Annotated in this window: 20 protein-coding genes; 8 read left to right on the top strand and 12 right to left on the bottom strand. The window is 72.8% G+C overall.

The annotated features are described in order from the left end of the window. Positions 1–52 precede the first annotated feature (52 nt). Positions 53–2,854, top strand: a complete 2,802-nt coding sequence (locus tag ACIPRD_RS25900) for a penicillin acylase family protein (RefSeq protein WP_401566308.1) — start codon at positions 53–55, stop codon at positions 2,852–2,854. Positions 2,855–2,973: 119 nt separating this feature from the next. On the opposite strand, the gene ACIPRD_RS25895 is transcribed toward ACIPRD_RS25900, so the two are convergent. After that, entirely contained in the window at positions 2,974–4,287 is a 1,314-nt protein-coding gene (locus ACIPRD_RS25895; RefSeq protein ID WP_401566305.1) for a serine-threonine protein kinase, read from the bottom strand. Positions 4,288–4,370: 83 nt separating this feature from the next. Continuing rightward, complete coding sequence (locus ACIPRD_RS25890; RefSeq protein WP_401566302.1) at positions 4,371–5,651, bottom strand: exo-beta-N-acetylmuramidase NamZ domain-containing protein; 1,281 nt, start codon at positions 5,649–5,651, stop codon at positions 4,371–4,373. 190 nt (positions 5,652–5,841) lie between these two features. On the opposite strand from ACIPRD_RS25890, the gene ACIPRD_RS25885 reads away from it, so the two are divergent. From ACIPRD_RS25885 to ACIPRD_RS25875, 3 genes are read left to right on the top strand one after another with little or no spacing between them, the layout of a single operon-like run. Continuing rightward, positions 5,842–6,615: an SDR family oxidoreductase gene (locus ACIPRD_RS25885; protein ID WP_356400019.1), complete on the top strand. Its 774-nt coding sequence runs from the start codon at positions 5,842–5,844 to the stop codon at positions 6,613–6,615. Then, the gene (locus tag ACIPRD_RS25880; RefSeq protein WP_401566299.1) at positions 6,612–8,291 is read left to right on the top strand and encodes a class I adenylate-forming enzyme family protein; all 1,680 of its coding nucleotides are present in this window, start codon (positions 6,612–6,614) and stop codon (positions 8,289–8,291) included. Before ACIPRD_RS25885 ends, ACIPRD_RS25880 begins: the two co-directional genes overlap by 4 nt. Before the next feature lie 26 nt (positions 8,292–8,317). Then, the gene (locus tag ACIPRD_RS25875; RefSeq protein ID WP_356400024.1) at positions 8,318–8,911 is read left to right on the top strand and encodes a TetR/AcrR family transcriptional regulator; all 594 of its coding nucleotides are present in this window, start codon (positions 8,318–8,320) and stop codon (positions 8,909–8,911) included. A 63-nt stretch (positions 8,912–8,974) separates the two neighbouring features. Here ACIPRD_RS25875 and ACIPRD_RS25870 read toward each other — a convergent pair whose 3' ends face one another. The 7 genes from ACIPRD_RS25870 to ACIPRD_RS25840 all read right to left on the bottom strand — a co-directional run bounded on the left by ACIPRD_RS25870 (position 8,975) and on the right by ACIPRD_RS25840 (position 14,272). After that, complete coding sequence (locus ACIPRD_RS25870) at positions 8,975–10,189, bottom strand: acyl-CoA dehydrogenase (protein WP_356400026.1); 1,215 nt, start codon at positions 10,187–10,189, stop codon at positions 8,975–8,977. A gap of 6 nt (positions 10,190–10,195) precedes the next feature. Further along, positions 10,196–11,236, bottom strand: a complete 1,041-nt coding sequence (locus ACIPRD_RS25865) for a phosphotransferase family protein (RefSeq protein ID WP_356400028.1) — start codon at positions 11,234–11,236, stop codon at positions 10,196–10,198. 160 nt (positions 11,237–11,396) lie between these two features. After that, a complete protein-coding gene (locus tag ACIPRD_RS25860; protein ID WP_356400030.1) occupies positions 11,397–11,696 on the bottom strand; it encodes a hypothetical protein in 300 nt (99 codons plus the stop codon). A 197-nt stretch (positions 11,697–11,893) separates the two neighbouring features. Further along, positions 11,894–12,178, bottom strand: a complete 285-nt coding sequence (locus ACIPRD_RS25855; protein ID WP_356400547.1) for a DUF202 domain-containing protein — start codon at positions 12,176–12,178, stop codon at positions 11,894–11,896. Positions 12,179–12,390: 212 nt separating this feature from the next. Then, the gene (locus ACIPRD_RS25850) at positions 12,391–12,783 is read right to left on the bottom strand and encodes a DUF202 domain-containing protein (RefSeq protein WP_356400032.1); all 393 of its coding nucleotides are present in this window, start codon (positions 12,781–12,783) and stop codon (positions 12,391–12,393) included. 42 nt (positions 12,784–12,825) lie between these two features. Then, complete coding sequence (locus ACIPRD_RS25845) at positions 12,826–13,341, bottom strand: NUDIX domain-containing protein (protein WP_401566295.1); 516 nt, start codon at positions 13,339–13,341, stop codon at positions 12,826–12,828. Positions 13,342–13,378: 37 nt separating this feature from the next. Continuing rightward, positions 13,379–14,272 (bottom strand): DMT family transporter, encoded by an 894-nt coding sequence (locus tag ACIPRD_RS25840; protein WP_356400036.1) that lies wholly within the window; start codon positions 14,270–14,272, stop codon positions 13,379–13,381. A 903-nt stretch (positions 14,273–15,175) separates the two neighbouring features. On the opposite strand from ACIPRD_RS25840, the gene ACIPRD_RS25835 reads away from it, so the two are divergent. The 3 genes from ACIPRD_RS25835 to ACIPRD_RS25825 all read left to right on the top strand — a co-directional run bounded on the left by ACIPRD_RS25835 (position 15,176) and on the right by ACIPRD_RS25825 (position 17,709). Then, positions 15,176–16,147 carry a hypothetical protein gene (locus ACIPRD_RS25835; RefSeq protein WP_401566292.1) on the top strand — a complete coding sequence of 324 codons (972 nt, stop codon included), beginning with the start codon at positions 15,176–15,178 and terminating at the stop codon, positions 16,145–16,147. A 181-nt stretch (positions 16,148–16,328) separates the two neighbouring features. Continuing rightward, complete coding sequence (locus ACIPRD_RS25830; protein ID WP_401566289.1) at positions 16,329–17,099, top strand: molybdopterin-dependent oxidoreductase; 771 nt, start codon at positions 16,329–16,331, stop codon at positions 17,097–17,099. Then, positions 17,083–17,709, top strand: coding sequence for a cytochrome b/b6 domain-containing protein (locus tag ACIPRD_RS25825; protein ID WP_356400040.1), 627 nt, complete (start codon positions 17,083–17,085; stop codon positions 17,707–17,709). Before ACIPRD_RS25830 ends, ACIPRD_RS25825 begins: the two co-directional genes overlap by 17 nt. 140 nt (positions 17,710–17,849) lie before the next feature. On the opposite strand, the gene ACIPRD_RS25820 is transcribed toward ACIPRD_RS25825, so the two are convergent. Together ACIPRD_RS25820 and ACIPRD_RS25815 are read right to left on the bottom strand one after the other, a co-directional pair. Next, a complete protein-coding gene (locus ACIPRD_RS25820; RefSeq protein WP_356400042.1) occupies positions 17,850–19,247 on the bottom strand; it encodes a gluconate:H+ symporter in 1,398 nt (465 codons plus the stop codon). 66 nt (positions 19,248–19,313) lie between these two features. Then, on the bottom strand, positions 19,314–19,832 hold the full coding sequence (locus ACIPRD_RS25815) for a gluconokinase (RefSeq protein WP_356400044.1): 519 nt from the start codon (positions 19,830–19,832) through the stop codon (positions 19,314–19,316). A gap of 142 nt (positions 19,833–19,974) precedes the next feature. Here ACIPRD_RS25815 and ACIPRD_RS25810 point away from each other — a divergent pair, with 142 nt between their 5' ends. Beyond that, positions 19,975–20,676 (top strand): FCD domain-containing protein, encoded by a 702-nt coding sequence (locus ACIPRD_RS25810; protein WP_356400046.1) that lies wholly within the window; start codon positions 19,975–19,977, stop codon positions 20,674–20,676. 69 nt (positions 20,677–20,745) lie between these two features. Here ACIPRD_RS25810 and ACIPRD_RS25805 read toward each other — a convergent pair whose 3' ends face one another. Continuing rightward, a complete protein-coding gene (locus tag ACIPRD_RS25805) occupies positions 20,746–21,120 on the bottom strand; it encodes a YchJ family protein (RefSeq protein WP_401566284.1) in 375 nt (124 codons plus the stop codon). Between the last annotated feature and the right edge of the window lie 57 nt (positions 21,121–21,177).

Here is a 21,177-nt window from a genome sequence, read left to right as displayed (position 1 = left end):
CCCGGGGATACCGGCGGTAACGTCCGGCCCACCCCCGTCGGGAGGAGCTGCCATGACACGGCGCACCCCACGCAACGTGTTGCTCGACAAACTGAGAACTCCCCGCAAGCTCTCCGGGTTCCTGAAGACGGCATCCGTCTGCGTCCTGATCGCCGGCCTTCTCTCTCCGCTCACCCAGGCCGCCGCCCAGGGCGTCACCACGCAGGGCCTCGCCGCCTCGAACGACTACTGCGGCGGCCAGTGTTCGGACATCCTGCCGCCTGGCGAGAACGGCAACGCCACCCTCGCCCAGATCCTGCTCAACCAGGTCTTCGGCACCCAGCCCGCACACGCCGAGGACCAGCTCGGCCCGTACGCGGGCCTCGCCACCGGCTACCAGGGCCTGACCGACGCGAAGATCAACACCTTCTTCGACGACGCCTCCTTCGGCGTCCCCGCCGACCAGGTCGCCTCCACCGAGAAGCCCGCCGGGCGCACCGACGTGTCGATCGTCCGGGACAAGAAGACCGGCGTGCCGCACATCACCGGCACCACCCGCTACGGCACCGAGTTCGGCGCCGGCTACGCGGCCGCCGAGGACCGGCTGTGGCTCATGGACGTCTTCCGGCACGTGGGCCGCGGCCAGCTGACCTCCTTCGCCGGCGGCGCCCCCGCCAACCAGGGCCTGGAGCAGGAGTTCTACCGCAACGCCCCCTACACCGAGGCCGACCTCCAGGCGCAGATCGACCGCGCCGTGGCCGGCAACGGCGCCCGCGGGCAGCAGGCACTCTCCGACGCCGACGCCTACCTCGCCGGGGTCAACGCCTACATCGACGCCTCCGACAGCGGCCGCTACTTCCCGGGCGAGTACGTCCTGACCGGCCACAAGGACTCCATCACCAACGCCGGCACCATCGACCACTTCAAGATCACCGACCTGGTGGCGCTCGCCTCGGTCGTCGGCTCGCTCTTCGGCGCCGGCGGGGGCGGCGAGGTGAACAACGCGCTCTCCCTGATCGCCGCCCAGTCCAAGTACGGCGTTGAGGAGGGCACCAAGGTCTGGGAGTCCTTCCGGATGCGCAACGACCCCGAGGCCGTGCTGACCGTCCACGACGGCCGGAGCTTCCCCTACGCGGGCAGGCCCGACGACGCCCAGGGCGAGGCCCTGCCCGACCCGGGCTCGGCGGCCCAGGAACCGCTGGTCTACGACCGCACCGGCAGCGCCGGAACCGCGAGCGCCCGCGGTGCCTCCGGCACGGCGGCCAGGACCACGCTCGGTTCCGCCAGGCGCGGCATGTCCAACGCCCTCGTCGTCAGCGGCGAGCACACCGCGAGCGGCCACCCCGTCGCCGTCTTCGGGCCGCAGACCGGCTACTTCGCCCCGCAGCTGCTCATGCTCCAGGAGATCCAGGGCCCGGGCATCAGCGCCCGCGGCGCCTCCTTCGCCGGCCTGAGCATGTACGTCGAACTCGGCCGGGGCCAGGACTACTCCTGGAGCGCCACCACCTCCGGCCAGGACATCATCGACACCTACGCCGTCGAACTGTGCCAGGACGACTACCACTACCTGTACCGCGGCACCTGCACCGCCATGGACAAGGTCGAGCGGAAGAACTCCTGGTCGCCGACCGTCGCCGACGGCACCGCGGCCGGCTCGTACACCATGCGGGTGTGGCGGACCGCCTACGGACCGGTCGAGTACCGCGCGACCGTCGGCGGCAAGAAGGTCGCGTACACCACCCTGCGCTCCTCCTACCTGCACGAGGTCGACTCGATCATCGGCTTCCAGATGCTGAACGACCCCGACTACGTCAAGGGCCCCGCCGACTTCCAGAGCGCGGCCCAGCACATCAACTACACCTTCAACTGGTTCTACGCCGACTCCCGGCACACCGCGTACTACAACAGCGGTGACAACCCGGTCCGGGCGAGCGGCGTCGACGCCGAGTTCCCGGTGTGGGCCCGGCCGGCGTACGAGTGGCGGAACTGGGACGGGTCGACGAACACCGCCGACTACACCCCCGCCTCCGCCCACCCCTCCTCCGTCGACCAGGACTACTACATCTCCTGGAACAACAAGCAGGCCAAGGACTACGCGGCCGCGCCCTGGGGCGAGGGCTCGGTGCACCGAGGCAACCTGCTGGAGGACCGGGTGAGGAAACTCGTCGCGGCCGGCGGGGTGACCCGCTCGGCACTGGTGAAGGCGATGGCGGATGCCGCCCTGGCCGATCTGCGTGCCGAGGACGTGCTGCCCGGCCTGCTGAAGGTGATCACCTCGTCCCCGGTGACCGACTCCACGGCCGCCGCGGCGGTGAACAAGCTCCAGGCCTGGGTGACGGCGGGCGCCAGACGCACCGAGACGTCGGCCGGTTCGAAGAAGTACGCCGACGCCGACGCGATCCGTATCCTGGACGCCTGGTGGCCGCAGCTGGTGAAGGCGGAGTTCGAGCCCGGTCTGGGCAGCGACCTGTACACCGCGTTCACCAACGACCTGCCCGTGGACGAGGCCCCGTCCGCCGGACACGGCCCGACCGGCTCGCACGCCGGCAGCTCCTTCCAGTACGGCTGGTGGTCCTACGTCGACAAGGACATCCGGGCGGTGCTCGGCCAGTCCGTGCAGGGCCCCCTGGCACGGACGTACTGCGGCGGCGGCAGCCTCGGCTCCTGCCGGGACATCCTCATCGGCACGCTGAAGACGGCGTCGGGCCTGACCGCCGCCCAGGTCTACCCGGGCGACGACCAGTGCTCGGCGGGCGACCAGTGGTGCGCCGACTCGATCACGCAGCGCGCCCTGGGCGGCATCAAGCACGGCAGGATCAGCTGGCAGAACCGGCCCACCTTCCAGCAGGTGGTGGAGTACACCTCGCACCGGTGAGCGGCTGAGAACGGACCGATGGCGGCCGGCGCGGACCGGCCGCCATCGGCGGCGTCTGCCATCGGCGGGCGTCCGTCGGTCATTGGCGTCCGTCTGTCATCGGCGGGCGCCCGCCCGGCTCAGCTGATGCGCCCCGCCGCCAGCACCACCCGGGCCAGTTCCGGGTGCAGGATGTCGCTGTGCGCGCCGGACGGCGGGCCGCCCCGCCTCACCACGGCGGCCGCGTCCACGTTCACGCACCCCCGGGCGGGCAGCGGGCCGCGCAGCGCCGCGGCGAGGTCCAGCCCCGCCGCGCCGGACATCGCCTGCGCCCCGTCGTGCCCCATGGCACCCCACCGCGAGCCGAGCAGGTCCCCGACGGTGTTCCCGTCCAGCGACCGGTCGTCGCCGGCGGTCCGGGAGGCCAGCGGGTAGAACGTGCCGAGAGCGGCGTCGAAGTGCGAGTAGCAGCACACCAGGGGGCCGTCGATCCGGTCCTGGGCCCCGTGCAGGGCGCCGGCCGTGTCCGGCGCGTGCGGCAGCCGGCCGGCGAACGCGTAGTGCGAGAAGGCCCCTTGCAGCAGCGTCACGGACTTCACCGCGCGTACGTCCGCAGGCATCCCGCGCAGCGCGAACGACACCAGCCGCCCGCCGAAGCTGTGTCCGACCAGATGCACCCGCAGTCGCTCCGAGGCGTGCGCCAACCGCCCTATGAACGGCCCGAGTCCACGCTCGCCGACCGTCCCCGCCCGGCGCTTCATCGTGTAGTACGTCACCTGCCGCAGCAGCTCCTTGGCGCCGTCCCACGGGTTCGGCAGGCCGAACGGCTCGGGCGCGTCCGGCCCGGCGAGCCCGGCCAGCGCCCGGGCCAGCCCCGCGCACACGGCCACCGTGTCCCCGTCGAGCAGGGCGGCCGCGTCCTCCCGCGGGGTGTCCGCCGGGACGTCCGCCGCGGACCCGGTGTCCGGGACCTCCGCCAGCGTCCGCACCAGCCGCCCGAACTCCGCCAGTCCCGCCTCCCCGCGCGGCCGTTCGTCCAGCATCCGCGCGATCTCGCCGACCGCCGCGCTCCGTCCGGGGAAGGCCGCGACCAAGGCGCGCCTGGTGTCCTCGTCCAGGGCCGGAGCCCGCGCGCCCGCGGCCTCCGGGGCCGCGGCGGATCTGGGGAAGTCGGGGATCGGCTCGTCGCAGAAACGCATCGACGGCCAGATCACCCCCACGTAGCCCACGCGTGCCCTCGGGACGAGTCCCGGGACCGGCGCGAAGAATCCGCGGTAGAGCGCGGTGGCGTCCGAACGGTCGTTGTTCCAGCCGTGCGCGAAGACGATCAGGTCACGGACGCCGCGGTCCGTGATCCCGGCGAGCAGCCGGTCGCGTTCGGGGCGGTCCACGTCCCCGTCCGCGTCGAAGGTCAGCTCCCAGTAGGGAGTCACGCCGATCCCGGGTTGCGCCATGTCAGGCTCCCTCTCATCCCCCCCAACGGTCTGATGTGGGCGCATCGTCCCGCCGCGGGGGGAGCCTGGCCATACGGCGCGGCTCAGCCGTAGAGGAGATATTCCTTTCGAACCCGGCGGAACGCGGTCAGCTCCTCCTGCCACGCCCCGGTCACCTCGTCGGTCCCGGCGCCCGCGTCGATCATCGTGCGCACCCGTGTCGAACCGGTGAGCTTGTCGATCCAGTTGTCCGGTCGCCAGGCGAAGCCGTCCCAGACCTTCTTCGCGGTCACCAGCAGCGCGATCCCGGTGCGCACGGGGTCGAACGCGGCCCGGTCGTGGACGTGGATCTGCACGCCCCCGACGGTCTTGCCCTGGAACTTGGAGAAGGTGGGCGCGAAGTACGCCTCCCTGAACCGCACGCCCGGCAGCGCGAGTTCGTTCGCCGCGGCGGCCCAGCGCCCGTCGACGCCCTCCGCGCCGAGGAGTTCGAAGGGGCGGGTGGTGCCGCGGCCCTCGGACAGGTTGGTGCCCTCGAACATGCAGGTCCCGGAGTACACCAGAGCCGTGTCCGCGGTGGGCATGTTGGGGCTCGGCGGCACCCACGGCAGCCCCGAGGCGTCGTAGAAGTCCCCGCGCTTCCAGCCCGTCATGGTGACGGTCTCCAGCGGCACGGGGGCCGCCAGGAACTCGGAGTTGAAGAGCCGGGCGAGTTCGGCGACCGTCATGCCGTGCGCCTGCGCGATCGGCTGCCGGCCGACGAAGGTGGCGAACTCCTTGTGCAGCACCGGCCCCAGGGCGGCACGTCCGGTGACCGGGTTGGGGCGGTCCAGGACGACGAACCGCTTGCCCGCGAGCTGCGCCGCCTCCATGCAGTCGTACAGGGTCCAGATGTACGTGTAGAAACGGGCGCCGGCGTCCTGGATGTCGAAGACCACCGTGTCCACGCCGGAGGCGGTGAAGACGTCGGCCAGCGCGGTGCCGCTCTTGAGGTAGGTGTCGTAGACGGGCAGGCCGGTCGCCGGGTCGTCGTAGCGGCCCTCGGAGCCGCCCGCCTGGGCGGTGCCCCGGAAGCCGTGCTCGGGGCCGAAGACGGCCGTCAGCCGCACGCGCGGGTCGGCGTGCATGACGTCGACGATGTGGCGGACGTCGCGGGTGATCCCGGTCGGGTTGGTGACGACGCCGGTCTTCCGTCCCGCCAGTAGGCCGTAGCCGTCGTCGGCGAGCCGCTCGAAGCCGGTGCGCAGCAGGCCCCCGGAGGAGCCGTGGTGCGGCCGGTGCCCGGATCCGGAGCCGCCCGCCTCCCGGGCGGCGGAGACGGCCAGCGGCGCGGCGGCGGCCGCGGCGGCCGTGGTGGCGAGCAGGCTCCTTCTGGACAGCGTCATGCGGTCGACCTCCGTGATCGCGGCGGTGTCATGGCCACGGGGACGCTAGCGCGCGGCCGCCCCGCGCGGAACGCGCCGGACCGCAGTCGTCGGAGATTCCCCTTCCGAATGACATACCGACTGGTTAGTCTGGCGCCGCGGAGCCGATGCGCGTGCCGCGTGAAGTCGTGTCGAAGGAGACCGAGGACCGATGGTGGAAGCCGTGCAGGATGCGGGAGTGGTCGTCACCGGAGCGGGCGGCGGGATCGGGGCCGCGCTGGCCCGCCGGTTCGCCGCCGAGGGCGCCCGGGTGGTCGTGAACGACCTGGACGGCGACAAGGCCAAGGCGGTCGCGGAGGAGATCGGCGGGATCGCCGTGCCCGGCGACGCCTCGGTGATCGTCGGCGAGGCGCGGGACGCCCTCGGCGGCACCGTCGACGTCTACTGCGCCAACGCGGGCGTCGCCTTCGAGGACGGACTGCCCGGCGCCGGCCTCGACGAGAAGTCCTGGGCGGTGTCCTGGGACGTCAACGTGATGGCCCACGTCCGCGCGGCCCACGAACTGCTGCCGGACTGGCTGGAGCGCGGCACCGGCCGGTTCGTCTCCACCGTCTCGGCCGCAGGCCTGCTCACCATGATCGGCGCCCCCTCCTACAGCGTCACCAAGCACGGCGCGCTCGCCTTCGCCGAATGGCTGTCGCTCACCTACCGCCACCGCGGCCTCAAGGTCCACGCCATCTGCCCGCAGGGCGTGCGCACCGACATGCTGGCCGCCACCGGCACCGCCGGCGACCTGGTGCTCCAGCCCGGCGCGATCGAGCCGGAGGCGGTCGCCGACGCCCTCGTCCAGGGCATCGAGGAGGACCGTTTCCTGATCCTGCCGCACCCCGAGGTCGCCGACTACTACGCCGCGCGTGCCACCACCCCCGACCGCTGGCTCGCCGGCATGAACCACATCCAGCGCAAGTGGGAGGCCGCCAGGTGACCACCTCCCCCTACGCCGCCCGCCCCTGGCTGGCCCTCCTCGACGAGGCCCAGCGCGCCCCGGTCGACCCCGTCGACTCCCTGGTGCACGCCCTCGGCCGGGCGGCCGGCCAGGCCCCCGACCGCACCTTCCTGGCCTACTTCGACGCCCGGCTGAGCTACCGGGAGGCCGACGAGCTGTCCGACTCCGTCGCCGCCCACCTCGCCGGGCGCGGAGTGGAGCGCGGCGACCGGGTGGCCGTCCTGCTGCAGAACTCCCCGCACTTCGTGCTCGCCGTCCTCGGCGCCTGGAAGGCCGGCGCGACCGTCGTCCCCGTCAACCCGATGTACCGCTCGGCGGAGGTCGGCCACGTCCTGCGGGACGGCGAGGTGACGGCACTCGTCTGCTCCGACCGGGCCTGGGAGTCGTACCTGCGCGAGACCGCCGCGGACTCGCCGGTGAAGATCGTGCTCACCGCGTGCGAGCGGGACTTCCAGACCCGCGACGACGCCCGCGTGCTCACCTTCGAACGGCTGCCGCAGGCGGCCGACGCCGACGACCTCGTGGCCGTCGCCCGCCAGGGCGGCAAGGCACCCGGGGGCCGCACCCCGCACCCCGACGACATCGCGCTCATCAGCTACACCTCGGGCACCAGCGGCACCCCCAAGGGCGCCACCAACACCCACCGCAACATCATGCACAACGCCGAGCGGCAGAGCACCGGGCTCGCCCTGCCCGAGGCACCCGTCTACTACGCCCTCGCGCCCCTGTTCCACATCACCGGCATGGTCTGCCAGTTCGGCGCCTGCCTGAACAGCGCGGGCACCCTCGTGCTCACCTACCGCTTCGAGCCCTCCGTGGTCCTGGAGGCCTTCGCCGAGCACCGCCCGCACTACACCGTCGGCCCCTCCACCGCCTTCATGGCGCTGGCCGCCCACCCGGACGTCACCCCGGAGCACTTCTCCTCCTTCGTGAACATCTCCTCGGGCGGCGCCCCGGTGCCGCCCGCCCTGGTGGAGCGGTTCCGCGAGCGCTTCGGCCCCTACATCCGCGTCGGCTACGGCCTCACCGAGTGCACCGCGCCCTGCGCCTCCGTGCCGCCCGGCCTGGAGGCACCCGTCGACCCCGTATCCGGCACCCTGTCGGTCGGCCTGCCCGGGGCCGACACCGACGTCCGCATCCTCGACGACCGCGGCGAGGAGGTGCCGCTGGGGCAGCAGGGCGAGATCGTCGTGCGCGGCCCGCAGGTCGTCCCCGGCTACTGGCGGCGCCCCGAGGCCACCGCCGAGACCTTCCCGGACGGCGAACTGCGCACCGGCGACATCGGCTTCATGGACGAGCAGGGCTGGCTCTACGTCGTCGACCGCAAGAAGGACATGATCAACGCCTCCGGCTTCAAGGTGTGGCCGCGCGAGGTGGAGGACGTCCTCTACACCCATCCGGCGGTGCGCGAGGCCGCCGTCGTCGGCGTCCCCGACGGCTACCGCGGGGAGACCGTCAAGGCCTACATCAGCCTGCGTCCCGGTGCGGAGACCGCCCCCGACGACCTCGCGGCCTGGTGCAAGGAGAGACTGGCCGCGTACAAATACCCGCGCCAGGTGGAGATCCTGCCCGACCTGCCCAAGACGGCCAGTGGGAAGATCCTCCGGCGGGAACTGCGTTCCCGCGCCCAGGACAGCGGCAACGAGAGCCGGTAGTCACGACGGAAAGGCAGGTGGCGGCAGTGCCCAGGACGACGGACGGTGACGGCACACCCGTCCCGCAGCGGTTGCTGAACGCCGCCACCCGCCTCTTCGCCGAGCAGGGGTACGACCGCACCTCGGTGCAGGAGATCGTGGAGGCGGCCGGCGTCACCAAGGGGGCGCTGTACCACTACTTCGGCTCCAAGGACGACCTCCTGCACGAGGTGTACGCGCGGATGCTGCGCGTCCAGCAGGAGCGTCTCGACGCGCTCGCCGACGCCGACGAACCCGTGGAGAAGCGGCTGCGCGCCGCGGCCGCGGACGTCGTCGTCACCACGATCGAGAACCTCGACGACGCCATGATCTTCTTCCGGTCGATGCACCAGCTCAGCCCGGAGAAGAACAAGCAGGTCCGCGCCGAGCGCCGGCGCTACCACGAGCGCTTCCGCGCCCTCATCGAGGAGGGCCAGCGCGCCGGGGTCTTCTCCACGGCGACCCCGGCCGACCTGATCGTGGACTACCACTTCGGCTCGGTCCACCACCTGTCGACCTGGTACCGCCCCGACGGCCCCCTCACCCCGCAGGAGGTCGCCGACCACCTGGCCGACCTGCTGCTGCGGGCCCTGCGCCCCTGACCACGGCGCAACACGCGTGAGGGGCCGGCCGCGATCGCGGCCGGCCCCTCACGCGTGTCCGTCCTACAGGTACTTCTTCAGCTCCCGGCGCGCCAGCGAGCGCTGGTGCACCTCGTCCGGGCCGTCGGCCAGCATCAGCGTGCGCGCACCGGCGTACAGGTCGGCCAGCGGGAAGTCCTGGCTGACACCGCCCGCGCCGTGCAGCTGGATCGCGCGGTCGAGGATGCCGACCACCGCGCGCGGCGTGGCGATCTTGATGGCCTGGATCTCCGTGTGCGCGCCCTTGTTGCCGACGGTGTCCATCAGCCAGGCCGTCTTCAGCACCAGCAGCCGCAGCTGCTCGACCTCCACCCGGGCGTCGGCGATCCAGTTCTGCACCACGCCCTGCTGGGCCAGCGGCTTGCCGAAGGCCGTACGGGACACCGCACGGCGGCACATCAGCTCGATCGCCCGCTCGGCCATGCCGATCAGCCGCATGCAGTGGTGGATCCGGCCGGGACCGAGCCGGGCCTGGGCGATGGCGAAGCCGCCGCCCTCCTCGCCGATCAGGTTCGACGCCGGCACGCGCGCGTGGTCGAACACCACCTCGGCGTGGCCGCCGTGCGAGTGGTCCTCGTAACCGAACACCTGCATGGCGCGCTTGACCGTCACACCCGGGGTGTCGCGCGGGACCAGGATCATCGACTGCTGACGGCGGATGTCGGCGCCGTCCGGGTCCGTCTTGCCCATCACGATGAAGATCTTGCAGTCCGGGTTCATCGCCCCGGAGATGTACCACTTGCGGCCGGTGATCACGTACTCGTCGCCGTCGCGCTCTATGTACGTCGTGATGTTCGTGGCGTCGGAGGAGGCCACCTCCGGCTCGGTCATCGCGAACGCCGAGCGGATCTCACCGGCCAGCAGCGGCTCCAGCCACTGCTTCTTCTGCTCGTCCGAGCCGAACTGGGTCAGCACCTCCATGTTGCCGGTGTCCGGCGCCGCGCAGTTCAGCGCGGTGGGCGCCAGGTGCGGGGAGCGGCCGGTGATCTCGGCGAGCGGGGCGTACTGGAGGTTGGTGAGCCCGGCGCCGTACTCGGCGTCCGGCAGGAAGAGGTTCCACAGGCCCTGCCTGCGCGCCTCGGCCTTCAGCTCCCCGACCACCGCCGGGGTGTCCCACGGCGAGGCCAGCGCGGCCCGCTGCTCCTCGGCCACCGGCTCGGCCGGGTACACGTACTCGTCCATGAAGGCGAGGAGCCTGCCGCGCAGTTCCTCCGTGCGCGCGTCGAACGCGAAGTCCATGTCCGGTCAGCCTTCCTGGAGAGTGGTCAGTCCGTGGTGGATGAAGACGGGCACGAGGTCGCCGATGCGGTCGAAGCCGCCGCCGACCGTCTGGCCCTGCGTGTACCGGTAGTGGATGCCCTCCAGGATCACGGCGAGCTTGAACCACGCGAACGCCGTGTACCAGGAGATCTCCGAGACGTCGCGCCCCGAGCGCGCGGCGTACCGCTCGACCAGCTCCGCCGGGCTCGGGTGCCCCGGGGCCTCGGCGGTGGTGGAGACGGGGGAGTCGGCCGTCCCGAGCGGCATGCTGTACATCACCAGCAGGCCCAGGTCGGTCAGCGGGTCGCCGAGCGTCGACATCTCCCAGTCGAGCACGGCCTTGATCTCGTCGCGCCCCTCCGGCCCGTCCGGGCCGCCGATGAGGACGTTGTCCAGGCGGTAGTCGCCGTGGACGATCGTGGGCGCGGGGGAGACGGGCAGCGCGCGGCCGAGGGCGGAGTGCAGCTCGTCGATGCCGGCCAGTTCGCGGTTGCGCGAGGCGTCCAGCTGCTTGCCCCAGCGGCGCAGCTGCCGGTCCAGGAAGCCCTCCGGCCGTCCGAAGTCGGCGAGGCCCACCTCGGCGGGGTCCACCGCGTGCAGCGCGACGAGCGTGTCGACCAGGGACAGCACCGCGTCCCGGGTGCGCTCCCCGCCCAGCGCGGCGAGCTGGTCCGCGGTGCGGTACGGGGTGCCCTCGACGTACTCCATGACGTAGAACGGCGCCCCGAGCACCTCCTCGTCCTCGCACAGCAGCACGGGGCGGGGGACCGGTACCTCGGTCGGGTGCAGCGCGCTGATCACCCGGTGCTCGCGCTTCATGTCGTGCGCGGTGGCCAGCACATGGCCGAGCGGCGGCCGTCGTACGACCCACTTCGAGGTGCCGTCGGACAGCGCGTAGGTGAGGTTCGACCGTCCGCCCTCGATCAGACGGCCGGTCAGGGGGCCGTGCACCAGGCCGGGCCGCTCACGGTCGAGCAGGGCACGCAGCCGGTCGAGATCGAGTCCGGGCGGGTGGTCGGCGCTCATGCATCACTCCTACGAACGGGCGAACGGAACCCGTCTCATGATGCCGACCGGTCGGTATGTCGTCCAGTGGGTGAGCGCAACCCGCGATGAAACGTGACCGGGGCCACGGCGGGCCGCCGGCCGGGCCCCGGGACGCCCCGGGGCCGGACCCGGACGAGGGTCAGTGGTCGTCCCAGTGGTCCCCGTGCTCGGCGTGCCGGTGGCCGTCGTGCAGGTAGTCGACGTGGTCGCCGTGCACCACTCTGGCGTGTCCGCACTCCTCGTGGTGCACGTGGCTGTGGCCGTCGTGCGCCGTGTGGCCGGCCACCTCGCACTCGTCCCAGTGGCCGCCGTGCTCGCGGTGCAGATGCCCGTCGTGCGCGTAGTCGACGTGGTCGCCGTGCGGTACGGCCGCGTGCCCGCAGCCCGGTCCGTGGCTGTGCGTGCCGTGCTCGCTGTGCTCCTGGTGAAGGGTGGTCATGCCGCTGCTCACCTTCGAGGGGGTACGGGATGGTGACGAGCGCCAGGCTACGCGCGAACCGTACGAATCCCGGCAAACCGGATGCACGGCGTGTGGTGTCACCCCGTCACCCCGCGCCCTCCGTCGCTCCATCCCATTCCGTCCCCCCGTCTCCCCGTCACGTCGCCCCCGTCACCCCGTCACCCCGTCCCCCCTCGTCACACCACGAGCGCCGCCGCGCACACCGCCATCGCCACCGCGCACAGCACCGCCGACCCCGCGTGCCGGGGCGTCAGCGCGGCTGGGCGGGGACTCGCGGACAGGGCCCTGATGCGGTGGTGGGCCACGAACAGGAAGCCCAGCCAGAGCGCGCAGCACAGCGCGCACACGACGACACCGCCGGCGGTGCCGCCGTGCAGCGCGGTCTTCACGGCGAGCACGGTGGCCACGGTGCTCGCGAGCGTCGTACGCCGCCAGGCCAGCCGCGTCCGCTCGGGCTGCAGCCCGGGGTCACGGGCCGCCGACGCCGAAGGGTTCCCCGGTGCTCCCGGTGCTCCCGGTGCTCCCGGTCCCTCCGGGTTCCCCGGTCCACCGGTGACCGCCGGTTCTCCGGATCCACCTGATCCACCTGATCCATCGGACCCACCGGACCCACCGGATCCACCGGCCCCATCCGGTTCGCCCGGGCCACCCGGGACCGCCGGTCCGTGCGGCTTCACCCGGCCCACCCGACGAGCACCACCACGACCATCGCGACGGCGACCACCGCCACCAGCAGGCCCAGCACCGCCGGGAACCGGGAGACGGGCAGATCCTCGCCGCGCCGCATCGCCCGCTCGCAGCGCACCCAGTGGTTCACCGCGCGCAGCGAGCACAGCACCCCGGCGCCGAGCAGGGCGAGCGCCAGCCCGACCCGCCAGCCCCAGCGCAGGTCCGGCAGGAACTGGTCCACCGCGAAGCCGCCGCCGATCAGCGCGAGCGCGGTCCGCAGCCACGCGAGGAACGTGCGCTCGTTGGCCAGCGAGAACCGGTAGTCGGGAGTGCTGCCCTCGTCCCGCACCCGCTCCGGCGCGAACCAGAGGCGGGCGTTGCGTACGAATTCGATCACGCCGAGGACACTACCGGCGCGCCCGCGGACCCCTCCGACGTGTCACCTACCCGCGCGGAAGGCCTTCAGCCGCTCGTACGCCGCCAGCCCGTCCGGCGTCCACTCCCACTCGGTGAGCCGCCGCTCCAGTTCCTCCTCGGACAGGAAGCCGTGCCACTGCACCTCCTCGGCCTGGGGACTGACCGGCAGGTCGCAGCGGACCTCGTAGACCGCCGACCACCACGTGCGCCCGGCGCCGTCGTCGTACAGGAACTTGAAGAGGTACTCCGGCTCGGGCAGTCCGGACACCCCCAGCTCCTCCTCCGCCTCCCGCAGCGCCGCCTCGGCGTAGGACTCACCCGCGCCCACGACCCCGCCGACGAAGACGTCGTACAGGGCCGGATAGACCAGCTTGGTGGCGGTGCGCCGGTGGACGAACACCCGGCCGTCCGCGTCCCGGGCGAGGATGAAGGCGCAGCGGTGGCGCAGTCCCCGGGCGTAGGCCTCGCCGCGGGGGCTCTGGGCGACCACCCGGTCGTTCTCGTCGACGATGTCGAGGATCTCGTCAGAAGGATTCATGGCGGTATCCAAGCAGCACGCCGCGCGGCCAGGGCGCTCAGTTCCGCTGGAGGTCCCGCACCTGTTCCCGTTCCGCCGAGCGGCACGGCATCGCCGGGTGCAGCCCGAGCAGCACGATGCCCGTGACGATCCCCGCGAGCCCCGCCGCCTGCCAGGCCAGCGCCCCGGTGTCGGTGCGCAGCCGGTCGCCGAGGAAGCCCACCCCGCACAGGATGCCGGCGAGCGGCTGGACCGCGGTGAGCGCGGGCAGCGACATCCGCAGCGGCGCCGTCTCGAACGCGCTCTGCACGAGGAGCAGTCCGGTGACCCCGAGCGCCAGCACCCCGTACGGCTGCCAGGCGGTGAACAGTTCGGTGAAGCCGCCGGCGGAGAACCGGGTGCCGCTCACCCGGGTGAGCGCGTCCTGCACGCCGTACAGCAGTCCGGCGGCGGTGGCCAGCAGCAGCGGGCCCCGGCCGAGCCGCGACCGTTTGGCGTACGCCGTGAGCGCCAGGGCCACGCCGAGCATCACGCCGATGATCAGCCAGTGGCGCAGCGGATCGGTGACGGCGGTGCCGGCCCGCGGGCGCCCCGCCAGGATGAACGCGCTCACGCCGCCCGCGAGCAGCGCGAGCCCGGCCCAGCCCTGGCGGCCCAGGTGCTGCTTGTTCTGATGCCGCGACAGGGCGAGGGCGAACAGCAGATTGGTGGCGAGCAGCGGTTCGACCATCGAGATCTCGCCGGTGGCGAGGGCGACCGCGCCCAGGCCCATGCCGGCCACCATCAGCGCTATGCCGCCCAGCCAGCGCGGCACCCGCACCAGGTCGAGCAGCAGCCGGAAGGACAGGAAGTCGCTGAGCGGGGCGTCCTGGGCGGCGTTCTGCTGGAGGACGAAACCGAAGCCCACGCAGCAGGCGGCGCTCACGGCGAGGAGGAGAACCAGAACGGACACGCTGCGTACCTCGATCATCCGGCCGGGCCACGGGTGCGTAGTGGCCGACTGTAGCGCTCCCGGCGCGGTGCCGCCCGGAGAGTGCCCGCAACCGGGCACACGGCCCGGCCGCGCCACCCGGCGGCGGACGCCGGGGTGCGGGGAACCCGCCCGTCCGGTCATGTTCCGTCCGGCGGGCTCCCGGCGCCATGGCGCGCGCCACACCCGGACGCCCGCGCGCGGGTCCACACGCGCGGGTCACACGCGCTCGTCACGTCGCGCGGCCCCGCGCCTCAGGCCGCGCCTCACGCCGCGCCGCACGGCCGGATGCCGGGCCGCGCGGCATCCGGATCCCCGGCCCGGGACCGTGCCCCGACGCGGGAGCGCGTCACGGGCCGGGCCCGGCAACACGCCTGAGGCCGCACGCGGGACCGGTTCCGGGACAGCGGCCGGACCACGGCCATACGGCCCAGCCGTGGGTCCCGGTCGTACGGGGGCGACCGCGCGCTCCAGCCGTGGGTCCCGGTCGTTCGGGTGTGGCCGCGCCCTCCGGCCGTCGGGCCCGGTCGTACGGGCGCGGTCGTGCGCTCCGGCCGTACGGCCAGGTCCGGCCGCGGGGCCCACGCGGCCGGACCCCGGCCGCGCGCGGAGCGTCCCGCGGGCGCGCCGCCGTCCTCCGCTTCCGCCGCGGGCACCCGGGGCCGCGCCCTCGCACCCCCGCTCCCGGCCCGCCGCGGTACCCGCCGCATCCCGTGCGACGGGTGCCTCCGACGCCCCCGACCAGGGGTGCCGTACCTCAAGTGCCCCTCCTGTCAAGCTTGTTGAACCGGGCAACACCATGGTTCCGCTTGACGTCAACCCCGACTCGGGGGTTGACTGTGCGTGATCGGCCGATGGCAGCCCGAGCAAACAGGAAGGCCGGCGGTGCCTCCACTCCCGCCTCTGCTCGGCGCCCTCCGGGCCCCCATGGACCCGGCCGGCGCCACCCCAGCGAACGACCCCGGCACGGCCCGTGCCTTCGACGCCGCCCTCGGCGACGCCGAACTCCGCTCCGCGCGGGCGGCGTTGACCCAGGGCCGCTGGCAGCCCGTGCGCTCGCTGCTGCTGCACACGGGCGACGACTGGGACCGCCGCGGCCACCGCGTCACCGTGCTCGCCGCCGAGCCGTACGCCGCCGCCTGGGCCGGTCAGTGGCTGCTCGCCGAGCCCGGATCCGCCGACGCCGCCACCCTGCTCGCCCTGGCCCAGGTCCACCGTGCCCTGCGCGGCAAGGAGGACCCCGGCGTGGCCCGCGCCGCCTGCCGGACCGCAGCCGAGCTCGCCCCCGCCGACCCCACGCCCTGGCTCGGCCTGCTGCTGCTCGCCGGCGTCCACGGCACCGTGACCGAACTGCTGGGCACGTTCGCCCGGCTGCGTGAGCGCCACCCCGAACACCACCACGCGCACCACCTGCTCCTCGCCCGCCTCGCCGAGTGGCCGGCCGGCCGCCGCTCCGAGTCCCACGAGGTGTACGACCTCGCCGGACAGGCCGCCGCCGACGCCCCCGCCGACTCCCCGCTGGCCCTCCTGCCGGTGGTCGCCCACGCCGAGCGCCACCGGGTGCTGGCCGCCGCCGGGCTGGCCGTCACCGGACACTGGTCCGGCCCCCTCGCCCGCCGGACGCTGCGCGCCGCGTTCGACTGGTGGCTGGAGTGGGAGCACGACGACCACCCGCGCCGCCACATCGACCTCAACCACCTGGCCTTCGCGATGACCTGCGCCGGCCGCACCGCCGAGGCCGCCGCGCTCTTCGAACGCATCGGCGGGCACCTCACCCGGGCCCCCTGGTGCTACTCGGACCGCGACCCCCGCGCCGCCTTCCGCGCCGCCCGCGCCCGCGCGCTGGGCCTCGGCTGAGCGGTGCGTGCCCGGACGGCGCATGCCTGAGCGAGGCGCCCCGAGCGGCCCGTGCCCGGGCGGCGCGCGCCCGAGCGGGACACGCCGGGCGCGCGGGCCGTCCGTAAGAATTGATTACGGAACTCTGACCTGTGGCCCCCACTCCTGGCCCCGCCCGGGTGCGGAGTGCTCGAATGGTCAGGTGAAACCCGAACGGCCTGAGCGAGACGAACGATCCGGAAGCACCGAGCCGTCCGAGGAACCCGACGCCCAGGGCAGACCCATCGGCCGCCGCGTCTTCCTCGGCACCCTCGGCCTCGGTGTCCTCGGCGTGGCCACCGCGCCCACGCTGCAGCGCGGCCTCGAAGGCGCCCTCGGCGCCGTCTCCGGCAAGGACCCCACGGGCCTGACCGGCCTGCTGCCCAACGGCGGCGGCTTCCGCTACTACTCCGTCACCGCGTCCGTCCCGCGCAAGACCCCCGCGACCTACCGGCTCAAGGTCGACGGCCTGGTCGACCGCCCGCACACCTACACCCTCCCCGACCTGCGCGCGCTGCCGCAGAGCAGGCTGGTCAGGGACGTCCAGTGCGTCACCGGCTGGCGCGTCCCGGGCACCCCCTTCGAGGGCGTGCGGCTGTCCGACCTCCTCGACGCGGCCGGTGTGCAGCGCTCCGCCAAGGCCATCCGCTTCACCTGCTTCGACGGCGCCTACACCGAGAGCCTCACCCTCGACCAGGCCCGCCGCCCGGACGTGCTGGTCGCCCTGCGCATGCAGGACAAGGAGATCGGCCACGACCACGGCGGCCCCGTCCGCCTCTACGTCGCCCCGATGTACTTCTACAAGTCCGCCAAGTGGCTCTCCGGCATCACGGTCACCGACCGCGTCCGGCCCGGCTACTGGGAGAACCTCGGCTACGACGTCGACGCCTGGGTCGGCCGTTCGAACGGACGCGGCGATGACCCTACGAGCTGAGACCCCGGCGCCCGCGAGCGCGCGCGTCCGCCGCTTCACCCCCGCCGAACGCATGGTGCACAGGTTCTCCGCCGCCCTGATGGGCGTGTGCGTGGTGACCGCGGCCTTCCTCTACGTCCCGCAGCTGGCGGTGCTGGTCGGCCGCCGCGAACTGGTCGTCCGGGTCCATGAGTGGGCCGGCCTCGCCCTGCCCGTGCCCGTCCTGCTCGGCCTGGCCTCCCGCGCGTTCCGCGCCGACCTCGGTGTGCTCAACCGGTTCGGCCCGCACGACCGGGTGTGGCTGCGCGCCGCCCTGCGTCGTGACAAGCGGAGGTCCTCGCGTCCCGCGGGCAAGTTCAACGCCGGCCAGAAGGTCTTCGCCGCCTGGATCGCCGGTGCCACCCTGGTCATGCTCGGCACCGGCCTGATGATGTGGTTCACCCACCTCGCCCCGCTGATGTGGCGCACCTCGGCCACCTTCGTCCACGACTGGCTGGCCCTGACCGTCGGCGTGGTCCTGGCCGGTCACATCGGCATGGCCCTCGGCGACCCGGAGGCCCGCGAGGGGATGCGCACCGGGGAGGTCGGCAAGGCGTGGGCGGAGCGGGAACACCCGCTGTGGCGCCCCTGAAAAGCGCCTCCCCCAGGGGCCGTACCGCCCCGGGAACGCACGGGAACGGGAAACGCCGGACGGCCCGCCCCCTTCCGCTGGACGCGGAGAAAGGGGGCGGGCCGTCCGGCGCACGGAGCGCAGAGGCCGTCGTACGGCCGCTAGATCACCAGCGACAGCAGCAGCACCAGACCGCCGGCGACCACAGAGATGATCGTCTCCATCACGGACCAGGTCTTCACGGTCTGCCCGACGCTCAGCCCGAAGTACTCCTTCACCAGCCAGAAGCCGGCGTCGTTGACATGGCTGAAGAAGAGCGAGCCGGCGCCGATGGCCAGGACCAGCAGGGCGGTGTGCGTGGTCGACATGTCGGCCGCGAGCGGCGCGACCAGACCGGCCGCCGAGACCGTCGCCACCGTCGCCGAACCCGTGCACAGCCGGATCGCCACCGCGATCAGCCAGGCCAGCAGCAGCGCCGGGATCGACCAGTCCTTGGAGATGTCCAGGATCATCTGGCCCACACCGCAGTCGATCAGCGTCTGCTTGAAGCCGCCGCCCGCGCCGACGATCAGCATGATGCCAGCGATCGGCATCAGGCCCTTCTCGACCGTCTCCTGGATGCGCCCCTTGGTGAACCCGGCGGCGCGGCCCATCGTGAACATGGCCAGGACGACCGCGGCGAGCAGCGCGATCAGCGGCGAGCCGACCACGTCGAAGACCCGCTGGGTCAGGTTCGCCGGGTCGTCGACGACGATGTCCACCAGCGCCTTGGCCAGCATCAGGACCACCGGCAGCAGCATCGTCGCGAGCGTCGCGCCGAAGCTCGGACGCCGCTCCAGCTGCTCCGAGGCACGCTCGGGGATCATCCGCTCAGGAGCCTGGACGTCCACCCAGCGGGCGGCGACCTTCGAGAACAGCGGACCGGCGATGATCACGGTCGGGATGGCGACCACGAGACCCAGCGCCAGCGTCACACCCAGGTTGGCCTTGACCGCGTCGATCGCGACCAGCGGGCCGGGGTGCGGCGGGATCAGACCGTGCATCACGGACAGACCGGCCAGCGCCGGGATGCCGATGCGCATCAGGGAGTAGTTGCCGCGCTTGGCCACCATCAGCACGACCGGGATCAGCAGCACGATGCCGATCTCGAAGAACAGCGGCAGGCCGACCACCGAGGCGATCAGCACCATGGCCCACGGCATCGCACGGCCGCCCGCCTTGGCGAGGATCGTGTCGACTATCTGGTCCGCTCCGCCGGAGTCGGCGAGCAGCTTGCCGAGGATCGCGCCCAGCGCGATCAGCACGCCCACACCGGCGACCGTGTTGCCGAGGCCGGTGGTGAAGCTCGTGATCGCCTTGTCGAGCGGCGCTCCGGCGGCCGCCGCGAGCACCAGCGAACCGATGGTCAGGGCCAGGAAGGCGTGCAGCTTGAACTTGGTGATGAGGAAAACGATGACGGCGATGCCGGCCAGGACGGCGATGCCGAGCTGGGCGTGGCCGGCCGAGGTGATCGGCGGCACCGGGTCCGCTGCCAGCATCTCGACGCTGAGTCTGCTCACGGGGGATTCCCTTGTAGGTATGGGGACGAGGGGTGGGGTGCTGCTTGGTCCGGGGGAACCCCGGTGTTACGCGGAGGTCGCGGAGTACGCCTCGAGGGCCGCCACCGCACGCTCGGTGATCTCCTCCGGCCCGCCCGCGACGTCGACGGCCACTCCGGCCTCGTCGTCCTGGAGCGGCTGGAGCGTGGCGAACTGCGAGTCCAGGAGCGCGGTCGGCATGAAGTGACCCTGACGGTGTGACATGCGGTCCTCGATGAGCTTCCGGTCGCCCGCGAGATGTACGAACACGATCCCGGGAGCCGCGGCCCTGAGCCGGTCGCGGTACGCGCGCTTCAGCGCCGAACTGCTCACCACTCCGCCGAGGCCGTCACGGCCGTGCGCCCACTGCCCGATGGCATCCAGCCAGGGCCACCTGTCGGCGTCCTCGAGCGGGGTGCCGGCCGACATCTTGTCGATGTTGGCCTGCGGGTGGAAGTCGTCGCCTTCGGCGTAGGGAACGCCCAGCCGGGCGGCGAGCATCGGACCGATCGTGGTCTTGCCCGTCCCGGCGACACCCATCACGACGACGACCAGGGGGGTGCGCATGACTGCCTCGCTGTCTTCCTCGACATCCGACGCCGACATCCGGCGTCGCCACACTGAAACCTATTAGGTACGACAAATTCAAGTGCATGTGACATATAAGTCTGACTTTTTGTCTCTGTAACCCAGGCCGTACGCTGAGTGCATGAGCACACCGGGCCGAGGGCTGCACGGCCGCGTACTGGACAGCCTCGGCCCCGCGATCACCGCCGGCGAGTACCCGCCGGGCAGTGTCCTGCGCACCGACGAGCTGGCGCAGCACTTCGAGGTGTCGCGCTCCGTGATGCGCGAGGCCGTCCGGGTGCTGGAGTCCATGCACCTCGTGGAGTCGCGCCGCCGGGTCGGCGTGACGGTCCGCCCCAAGGTCGAGTGGAACGTCTACGACCCCCAGGTCATCCGCTGGCGGCTGGCCGGCGCCGACCGCCCCCACCAGCTGCGCTCACTGACCGTGCTGCGCTCGGCGATCGAACCGGCCGCCGCCGCCCTGACCGCCCGCAACGCCACGGCCGAGCAGTGCGCGGAACTCACCGAGTGCGCGCTCGGCATGGTCTCCCACTCGCGCGGTCACCAGCTGGAGCAGTACCTGGTGCACGACGTCGCCTTCCACCGCGTCATCCTCACGGCCTCGGGCAACGAGATGTTCGCCCGGCTCGGGGACGTCGTCGCCGAGGTGCTGACCGGCCGCACCCAGCACGAGGTCATGTTCGAGGAACCCGACCCGGCCGCCGTCACCCTGCACGTGCGGGTCGCGGAGGCGGTCCGCGCGCGCGACGCCGTACGCGCGGAGGAGCTGACCCGGGAGATCACCGTGGGTGCCCTCCAGGAGCTGGACATCCTGGCACCCTGACGGTCCGTCAGCTGCCCACCCCGCGCGCGTGGCGGGGTGTTTGACGGAACGTCAGACTGCGGACCGGGGTCAGTCGAGGAAGTCCCCGTCGACGTACACCCACGCCCCGTCCACCCGCTCGAACCGGCTCCGCTCGCACATCGAGCCGCCCCGGTACGAGGCGCGGAACGTCACGGTGCCCTTGGCGTGGAAGGCCGACCCGTCGGCGGCCTCGACGATCTCCAGCCCCGTCCACCGCGTCCCGGGATCCAGGTCCAGACCCTCCGGCCGGGTCCGGGGGTGCCAGGTCCGCAGCAGATACCCCGTGTCCCCCTTCACGAACGCGGTGTACCGGGACCGCATCAGCGCCTCGGCGGTCGGGGCGGCCGCGGAACCGGAGTGGAAGCGGCCGCAGCAGGCGTCGTAGGACCCGGGAAGTCCGCAGGGGCAGGTACGCGTGGTCATGCCCCCATTCTGCCCGGGCGCCCGGCGTCCCCCGGCCGCCGGTGCGGGGCGTCCCCG

The organism is Streptomyces sp. NPDC090108, assembly GCF_044747185.1.
GTDB lineage: Bacteria > Actinomycetota > Actinomycetes > Streptomycetales > Streptomycetaceae > Streptomyces.
Note: the sequence above shows the minus strand (reverse complement) of the source record. Positions and strands in the feature narration are given on the sequence as shown.